We start from the raw sequence: 8,531 nt of genomic DNA on the forward strand, positions 1-8,531 counted from the left end.
TTTTTCATTTTAATTTTTGTTATCAATGCAACTTTTTGTTTCTCCCAAAACGAGTCTCAAAAAAGTCTAGACAGCTTGTATGTTTTAATTGATAATGAAAATAAGGATCAAGAAAAAATTAAACACTATTTGGCACTATGTAGCATTTATAGAAATAGCAACAGTACTGAACTAAATGCTTGCAACGAAAAATTACTAACAATTTTAAAAAAAAACAAATAGTACTGGAGCATTAGGGCATTATTATTTAAACAAGTCTGTTGTATATTTTAATCAAGATAAATACAAACAATCATTATCACTTGCCTTAAAGTGTCAGGTTTTATTTAAAAAAAAACAGAGATACACTAACGTATCTTTCTGCTGTTATTAGAGCCTCAGATTGTTACGTGCAATTTAGTGAGATTGAAAAAACTAAAAATATTTTAAAAAAGAATTTAAAATTAGCTTTAACTCAAGAAAATACGGTAGTTTCTACTTTTTATACAAAAATCGCTCATTCCTACATATACCAAGATTCTATACAATCTGGGCTTCGCTATTATAAAAAGACAGTTCCGTACCTTTCACAAAAAAGGTCTCAAGCAAATGCTCTTTTTTACGAAAGGCTTTCTATGGTTTATAGAAAACTGAGACAAAAGGAGAAAGCATTGTACTATATTGATCTTGCTGTAAAAAATGCTCCACCTGAAGTTCTCTTTTTAATGGAAGCTAAAAAGGCTTATATGTTAAATGCAACAAGTCATTATAAAGAAGCGCTTCAATTAAGTCTAAAAAATTACAAAACTATATTAAGTAAAAACAAAACGCATATATGGCAATACAATTTAATTTTATATAATATTTCGAATTCCTATTTTCATTTAAAGCAGTATGATGCAGCAGAATATTACATTAAAAAAGTAATTGATAAAAAAAATACTATTGTAGAAAAAAAAATAGATTGTTTTATCCTTTTAAGTAAAATTCACCTTGATTTGAATAATAAAGTACTAGCACAAAGTTATATTAACAAAGCATTAATTTTTAGAGATTCAATATATCCTACTTATCCAAACATTGTTTTATACGACGAGGTTGCAAAAATAGAAGAACGATTAGGGAATTTTGAAAAAGCACTTTTTTATCATAAAAAAAAGACGGAGTTAGAAATTGATAATTTAACAAAACTCAACAATGAAAAAGTGTTTGAGTTACAAACAGATTTTGATGTAGCGCTAAAAGACAAGAATATTGCCGTTTTAGTGCAAGAAAAAAAATCTGATTTAAAAGAAAAAATCAAGCAAAGTGAAAATCTATTATTTGTTTCCGTTGCTTTATTTTTTGCTTTTTTATTCTTGTTGTTTTATGTAAAAAACTACAAAGCAGTAAAAACAAAAAACCTCGTTATTGAAAGTGAAAAGTTACTGGTAAAAAAATCCCTAATAGAAAAGGAAACCTTACTCAAAGAAATTCACCATCGGGTTAAGAATAATATGCAACTTGTTATTAGTTTGCTTAAAATACAAGCCCGAGATAGCAAAAAATTATCTATTGAGAATTTTATAGAAATTAGCGAAAACCGCATACGATCTATGGCGTTAATTCACGAATATCTCTATGAGTCAGAAAATATAAATTATGTAAATTTTGAGGAGTATATAAACAGGTTAAGCAGTTCGTTACTAAGTTCCTTTTCAGGTCAAAGTGATATAAAAATAGAAACCGAAATAGAGAATGCCCATTTTGATATAGAAACATCAATCCCGTTAGGACTTATTATAAACGAGTTGGTTATAAACGCTTTCAAACATGCTTTTGTAGGCAAAGAACAAGGCATCATAAAAATTAAGTTGTTTTATAAAGAAGGTTTACACCATTTAATAATTAGCGATAACGGCGTAGGCATTGCCAATAATACTGAAAACGGCACAAGTATAGGTTTAAAAATAGTAAAGCTGCTTGTTTCTCAAATTAACGGTGTGATGGAAATCAAAAACGACTCTGGCACCCATTTTATAATACAATTTACCAATAACAACCACACAAATGAATAATAAAATACTCATTGTAGAAGACGAACTCTTAATTGCTCTAGACATGCAAGGCACACTAGAAAAGTTGGGTTTTGAGGTAATTATCGATATAACATCGGTAGAACAAGCCATTGTATGTATAGAAGAGCAACAGCCCATATTAGTTTTAATAGATATTAATTTGAATAAAAGCAAAGACGGTACACATTTAGGGCACTACTTGTTACAAAAAGATACAATACCTTATATATATGTTACCTCCTATGCTGACAAAGCAACTATAGATCAAGTAAATGCAACTAGACCACACGGCTATCTGGTAAAACCTTTTAAAGACGAAGATTTAAAAGTAACTATATCGGTGGTTTTAAATAATTATTACCACAAAAAAATTGATGCTGCTCGCAATAATGAAAATGAAAAAGATTTTGTGCCACAGCGAATTAGAAAAGTGGTTAATTATATAAATTCAAATATTGATAAAAAGATCGAAATTCACGAACTGGTAGCACTAACCGAATGGAAAACAGATCATTTGATATGGCTTTTCTCCAAGTATCTACATGTAACTCCTTACCAATATATTCTGTCCAGAAAAATGGATAAAGCAAAGTCACTATTGGAAGAAACGGATATTCCTATTAACGAAATTGCTTTTGATTTAGGTTTTGAAAGCCATAGCAATTTTTTTCTAGCTTTTAAGAAAATAGTAGAAGATACTCCCGAGAATTATAGAAAAAAAACATCAATTAACAAATAAGATTTAAGTTGGTTACAAGAATAAATAACGAAAAAGACTGCTGTAATAAGCAGTCTTTTTTTTATAAAAATAGTTGTGTTTTTTAGTAATATGACAATTATCATTTCTTTTAATTTTTGGGTACTTTATTTTTGACATGTAAATTATACTTATGTCAGTTTCTTTAATTCAAAAATATAATGTTCCTGGTCCAAGATACACCAGTTACCCTACCGTTCCGTATTGGGATGAAAATAATTTTTCTCAACAACTTTGGAACGAAACATTAAAAAAATCATTCGACGAAAGTAATACTACCGAAGGAATTAGCCTATATATACATTTACCATTTTGCGAAAGCTTGTGCACTTTTTGTGGTTGTAATAAGAGAATTACAAAAAATCATGCTGTCGAAAAAAATTATATAGAAGCCATTCTAAAAGAATGGTCGTTGTATTGTAAAATATTGGACGCTAAACCAATTATAAAAGAAATTCATTTAGGCGGAGGAACACCTACCTTTTTTTCTACAGAAAATTTAGAAAGTTTAATAAACGGTATTTTTTGTCATGCTAGTAAAGCTGAAAATTACGAGTTTAGTTTTGAAGGGCATCCAAACAATACGACACGAGAACATCTACAAACACTATATGATTTAGGATTTAGAAGAGTAAGTTTTGGTGTTCAAGATTATTCTGAAAAGGTTCAAAAGGCGATTCATAGAATTCAGCCATTTCAAAACGTAGCAAAAGTTACTTTTTGGGCTAGAGAAATTGGATATACATCTATTGGACATGATTTGATTTTTGGATTACCTTTTCAGGAACTAGATAATGTTATAGATACTATTGAAAAAACAAAATCATTGCTGCCTGATCGATTGGCATTTTACAGTTATGCTCACGTGCCTTGGATAAAAGGAAATGGGCAACGTGGATTTAAAGATGAAGATGTTCCTAAAGATGATGAAAAAAGAAGATTATATGAAATAGGTAAACAATCATTATATAAAAATGGTTACCACGAAATTGGAATGGATCATTTTGCTTTAAAATCAGATAGTTTATATAATGCTTTTGAAAACGGAAAATTACACCGCAATTTTATGGGTTATAGTGCTTCAAAAACACAACTAATGATTGGTTTGGGAGTGTCGTCTATAAGTGATAGTTGGTATTGTTTTGCTCAAAATGCTAAAGACCTCGAATCCTATTACCAGATGCTCGAATCAGATAAACTACCTATTTTGAGAGGGCATTTACTAACTGATGAAGATTTAATTATTAGAAAACATATATTAAATTTGATGTGTCAATTTAAAACTTCTTGGGAAAACGAATCTAGTTATTTTAAAGAAATACCAGAAGTTTTAGTACAACTAAAAGAAATGGAAAAAGACGGTTTTTTAATTATAAATAAAAATACAATCGAAGTTACTGAAGCAGGAAAACCCTACGTACGTAATATTTGTATGGCATTCGACTTAAGATTAAAACGAAAAGCACCTGAAACGGAGTTGTTTTCGATGACGATTTAAATAGAAACTAGTTTAATGACAATTAGGAGTTGATTGAATAAACAAGCTCATGTTATTTGGAGAAACATAAGGAATTCCTAATCCTAAACCTCTTAATACAAAAAGCAAACCAATACAAACGCCCACATAAGGAATTGTTTTTTGTATTTTATTCCGAATAGGAATGGTTAAAAATGAATTTAAATAAACTACGCTACTCATCAAAGGGACAGTTCCTAATCCGAATAAAAACATATACAAAATACCAAAGCCTGCACTTTGCATAGCAATTGCACCAAATAGAGCAACGTAAACCATTCCGCAAGGTAAAAAGCCATTTAGTAAACCTATTGTGAATAAGGATTTGTAACTTTTGTTTTTAAATTGATTTCCTAGCGTCGTTTTTATTTTAGATATTAATCTAAAAATTGGTTTCGAAAAATTATACTTCATAAAAACCTTTTCTGGAATTAGAATTGTCAAAATCATTGCAAATCCAATAAATATTGATAATTTTTGTTGAAATCCAGCAAGAAAAAAACCTTTACCAAGTAATCCAAAAACCAATCCAATGATTGCATATGCAGATAATCTTCCTAGATGGTAGGTTATTATTTGTGTCACTTTTTTTGTGGGATTATTTCTATCTACAGGTAACATCATAGCAATTGGTCCGCACATACCTATGCAGTGTAAAGAAGATATTAGACCGAAAATAAAAGCAGTGTATAGCATTTAGATTTAAGATTAACGATTTAAGATTGAAATCTTATTTCAAATAAATAACATCTTTTGTTAAATATAATTTTCCATTGTATTGCCATTCCATATTAATGTCCCAACGACCGCCTACCAATCTTTGTTTAGGTATGAGTAAAGTAGAACTAGATAAAGAAATTGGAATTTCGAAATCTAATTTTTTGTTAGACGGTCTATAAAGGGACACTTTTCCTTTAATGTCTTTTGAGATAAATACTGACGGAAATTCAATTGAAATCGTATCAGAATTCACCGTTATTATGGGTTTTAATTTTAAATCCTGTGCATTTTGAATTCTTAGCATTTCTTCTCCAAATTTTGCATCATGTTTGTAGTATTCCTCTACAACTAACTCATTGTCATATTTTGAATTCGATTGAACTTTGAAAACAAAATATAAAATAAAGCTCATAAATAACGCAAAAGCGATGACAATTCCTGTTCCCCAATTAATTTTCATATTCTTCATTTTTTTAATAGTTAATCAAAACTTCTAGGACTTAAAAAACTTGTGGTTGTCGTTTCAATTTTTTCATTTCCATTGTAAACATCAACCTTAATTTTTGTTCTATCATTTTCTAATAAAAACTCATTGATTTCTACGAATAATGTGCCTTCATTCATGGCTTGTTTTTTTACTATAAAATCTTGTTTTCCAACTACTTTTATAGTTCCTTTTATATTATGTAGTTTGAAATGAATGTCATTAAAATCATTATTGGTTTTATTAATGATTTTAAAAGTGAAAATATTGCTAATATTATTTCCTTTATGTTCATACAACTGACCAGGAAGTCTTAAAATAACTGTTTCGACTTCATTTCTTAAAAATAGTAATCCTGTTAATATTCCAATTAAAATTGCTAAAACAGCCGTATAACCTTTCATTCTAGTAGTAAACTTGAACTTAGATTTTTTCTCGATTTCGTCCCCAGATGCATATCTTATCAATCCCTTTGGCAAACCAACACTTTTCATAATAGTATCACATTCATCGATACAAGCTGTGCAATTGATGCATTCTAATTGTGTTCCGTTTCGAATATCTATACCAGTTGGGCAAACATTTACACATTGAAAACAATCAATACAGTCTCCTTTTCCAGTAGTTTCTCGGTCTTCCTTTTTATTAAATTTTGCTCGACCTAATTCTTTTTCTCCTCGAACAAAATCGTAAGCTACATTTATAGATTTGTTGTCTAAAAGTACACCTTGCAATCGTCCGTAAGGACAAGCAATAATACAAACTTGTTCTCTAAACCAGACAAAAACAAAATAAAAACCCCCTGTAAAGATTAATAATGATATTAATGTACTTGTATTGTTTTCAGGATTTTCTTCAATAATTTTTAGCAATTCATCACTGCCAATTATGTATGCAAGAAAAACATTGGCAATAAAAAAAGATATGATTAAAAAAAGAAACCATTTTATTCCTTTTTTTCTAATTTTTTCTGCATTCCATTCTTGTTTCGATAACCTGATTTGCGAGCCACGGTCTCCTTCTATCCAATATTCTATTCGGCGAAAAACCATTTCTAAAAATATGGTTTGCGGACAAATCCAACCGCAGAATATTCGTCCAAAAATTACTGTAAACAGAATGACGAAAACTACTCCGACAATCATGAACAGGACAAATAAATAGAAATCTTGTGGCCAAAAAGGGAATCCGAAAATATTAAAACGACGTTCTAAAATATTAAACATCATAAACTGATTGCCATTTATTTTTACAAACGGATTGGCAACTAAAACAATCAATAAAAAATAACTAATCCACTTTCTGTAATCATAAAATTTGCCAGAGGGCTTTTTTGGAAAAAGAAATTTTCTATGGCCTTCTTCATCTATAGTCCCAATTGTATCTCTAAAAGATTCGTCAGATATTTTTGACATTTTGGTTAAATTTATTTAAACTATTTTAGATAGCTAAATGTTATACAGATAATTTATTTAGCTACAGTATCTACCCAAACTTCTCCTTCGGGTGGTTTTGGTTCTAAAGGATTACTTCCTTTTAATGAAATAATATAACAGGCTACTTTTTGAATTTCTTTAGGTTTTAAGTTTCCTTTCCAGGCGATCATTCCTTTGTCATCTCGACCTCCATTTGTGATGGTGTGAAAAAGATTTTTAATACCACCACCAAGAATCCATTTATCATCTGTTAAGTTTGGTCCAATTTGTCCACCAGCATCTGCTCTATGACAGGCTACGCAATTAGTAGTGTATATGGCTTTTCCTTCTGCTAGAGTAGTTGCATCGGTTAATAAAATTACCGATTTTTCGTCCATCATATCCGGAGCTGTTTTCATATATTCTGCTACTTCTATTTTGGCTTGAGCCATTTCATTTTGTAGTTCCATTTCTTGGTTTGGTGCACCCATGATTTCGAATTTCACAAGATAAACAACTCCAAAAAGGATGCAAGCGTAAAATAAATAAACCCACCAAGGAGGTAATACATTGTCTAATTCTTTAATGCCATCATAGTCATGTGCTAATAATAATTCCTTTTCATCTTCTATGCTTCTTGTACGTGTTAATTTTTGCATCCAGTTTTTATAGAAGGCTTTTTCTGTAAAAGATTGACTTTCTTCTATTTCTTTTTGTTTGCGTTGCTCTTCTGTAAGCAATTCATTAAGAATGTTATTCGTAGCTTCATAAATTAACTCGAAAGCAATTTGTAACAAAATAAATAGTAATAATATGACAGAAATTATTGGATATTTTATAAATGCCGGACTATCACCTGAGTCTACAAAGTATTCAATTGCCATAAAGAATAAAGCAAGTACTAATGGAACTCTTACATATACTGGAAAATATTTTTTCATATTTAATTAGTTTTGTATGTCATTTAAATTTTCATTTCCAAAAGGAATATTACTTAATTCATTTATTTTTTCTTTTTTATAAGAAAAAACCCAAAGGCTTAATCCTACGAAAAAGAGGAAAAATATTAATAAAGAAAGAATTGGATATATGGCCACACCTGCGATGTTTTCCATATTGTGTTTTATTTGTTCGAACATAATTATTTTGGTTTTAATTATTATCTTTTACTTTAATATCAGTTCCTAGTCTTTGTATATAAGCAATCATTGCAACGATTTCTCTTTCATTCATTGGAACAAATTTTTCTCCTCTTGCTTGAGCTTTTTTCTTGCTTTTCTCATAACTTTTTACAAAATCAGGATCAGCTTTCAAATTTTCTTCGATTTTTAACGCTTGCATTCTTAATACTTTTTCTGCATTAGCTACTTCATAGTCTGTATATGGAACTCCTAATGCTACCATGGCTTTCATTTTTTTCTGTGTTAATGAAATATCCATAGCCTCGTTATCGAACAACCATTTATAACTTGGCATAATAGAACCAGACGAAATACTTTGAGGACTCCAGAAGTGATTGAAATGCCAATTGTCATTGTATTTCCCTCCCTCTCTCAATAAATCGGGGCCTGTACGTTTAGAACCCCACAAAAATGGATGGTCA

Annotated in this window: 9 protein-coding genes; 3 read left to right on the forward strand and 6 right to left on the reverse strand. The window is 29.8% G+C overall.

Annotation, left to right across the window (positions count from 1 at the left end; genetic code table 11):
• Nucleotides 1-389 precede the first annotated feature (389 nt).
• From ACHZC3_RS09665 to hemN, 3 genes are all read left to right on the forward strand, one after another.
• Nucleotides 390-2,036, forward strand: coding sequence for a histidine kinase dimerization/phosphoacceptor domain -containing protein (locus ACHZC3_RS09665; RefSeq protein WP_394759657.1), 1,647 nt, complete (start codon nucleotides 390-392; stop codon nucleotides 2,034-2,036).
• Nucleotides 2,029-2,775: a response regulator transcription factor gene (locus ACHZC3_RS09670; RefSeq protein WP_394759658.1), complete on the forward strand. Its 747-nt coding sequence runs from the start codon at nucleotides 2,029-2,031 to the stop codon at nucleotides 2,773-2,775. Before ACHZC3_RS09665 ends, ACHZC3_RS09670 begins: the two co-directional genes overlap by 8 nt.
• Nucleotides 2,776-2,926: 151 nt before the next feature.
• On the forward strand, nucleotides 2,927-4,291 hold the full coding sequence (hemN, locus tag ACHZC3_RS09675) for an oxygen-independent coproporphyrinogen III oxidase (RefSeq protein ID WP_394759659.1): 1,365 nt from the start codon (nucleotides 2,927-2,929) through the stop codon (nucleotides 4,289-4,291).
• Nucleotides 4,292-4,303: 12 nt separating this feature from the next.
• On the opposite strand, the gene ACHZC3_RS09680 is transcribed toward hemN, so the two are convergent.
• The 6 genes from ACHZC3_RS09680 to ACHZC3_RS09705 all read right to left on the reverse strand — a co-directional run.
• Complete coding sequence (locus ACHZC3_RS09680) at nucleotides 4,304-5,005, reverse strand: sulfite exporter TauE/SafE family protein (RefSeq protein WP_394759660.1); 702 nt, start codon at nucleotides 5,003-5,005, stop codon at nucleotides 4,304-4,306.
• A 34-nt stretch (nucleotides 5,006-5,039) separates the two neighbouring features.
• Nucleotides 5,040-5,489 carry a FixH family protein gene (locus tag ACHZC3_RS09685; RefSeq protein ID WP_394759661.1) on the reverse strand — a complete coding sequence of 150 codons (450 nt, stop codon included), beginning with the start codon at nucleotides 5,487-5,489 and terminating at the stop codon, nucleotides 5,040-5,042.
• Nucleotides 5,490-5,509: 20 nt separating this feature from the next.
• Complete coding sequence (gene ccoG / locus ACHZC3_RS09690; protein ID WP_394759662.1) at nucleotides 5,510-6,928, reverse strand: cytochrome c oxidase accessory protein CcoG; 1,419 nt, start codon at nucleotides 6,926-6,928, stop codon at nucleotides 5,510-5,512.
• Between the two features lie 53 nt (nucleotides 6,929-6,981).
• Nucleotides 6,982-7,869, reverse strand: coding sequence for a cbb3-type cytochrome c oxidase N-terminal domain-containing protein (locus ACHZC3_RS09695; RefSeq protein WP_394759663.1), 888 nt, complete (start codon nucleotides 7,867-7,869; stop codon nucleotides 6,982-6,984).
• Between the two features lie 6 nt (nucleotides 7,870-7,875).
• Nucleotides 7,876-8,067, reverse strand: coding sequence for a CcoQ/FixQ family Cbb3-type cytochrome c oxidase assembly chaperone (locus tag ACHZC3_RS09700; RefSeq protein ID WP_394759664.1), 192 nt, complete (start codon nucleotides 8,065-8,067; stop codon nucleotides 7,876-7,878).
• 13 nt (nucleotides 8,068-8,080) lie between these two features.
• Nucleotides 8,081-8,531 (reverse strand): cbb3-type cytochrome c oxidase subunit II (locus tag ACHZC3_RS09705; protein WP_394759665.1); only part of this gene is annotated, 451 nt, incomplete at its 5' end.

This window comes from Flavobacterium sp., assembly GCF_043720215.1.
GTDB lineage: Bacteria > Bacteroidota > Bacteroidia > Flavobacteriales > Flavobacteriaceae > Flavobacterium.

Excerpts from the sequence above, each read along its gene's own strand:
- ACHZC3_RS09670 (WP_394759658.1), top strand. The coding sequence starts at position 2,029 with ATGAATAATAAAATACTCATTGTAGAAGACGAACTCTTAATTGCTCTA.
- hemN (WP_394759659.1), top strand. The coding sequence starts at position 2,927 with ATGTCAGTTTCTTTAATTCAAAAATATAATGTTCCTGGTCCAAGATAC.
- ACHZC3_RS09680 (WP_394759660.1), bottom strand. The coding sequence starts at position 5,005 with ATGCTATACACTGCTTTTATTTTCGGTCTAATATCTTCTTTACACTGC.
- ACHZC3_RS09685 (WP_394759661.1), bottom strand. The coding sequence starts at position 5,489 with ATGAAAATTAATTGGGGAACAGGAATTGTCATCGCTTTTGCGTTATTT.
- ccoG (WP_394759662.1), bottom strand. The coding sequence starts at position 6,928 with ATGTCAAAAATATCTGACGAATCTTTTAGAGATACAATTGGGACTATA.
- ACHZC3_RS09695 (WP_394759663.1), bottom strand. The coding sequence starts at position 7,869 with ATGAAAAAATATTTTCCAGTATATGTAAGAGTTCCATTAGTACTTGCT.
- ACHZC3_RS09700 (WP_394759664.1), bottom strand. The coding sequence starts at position 8,067 with ATGTTCGAACAAATAAAACACAATATGGAAAACATCGCAGGTGTGGCC.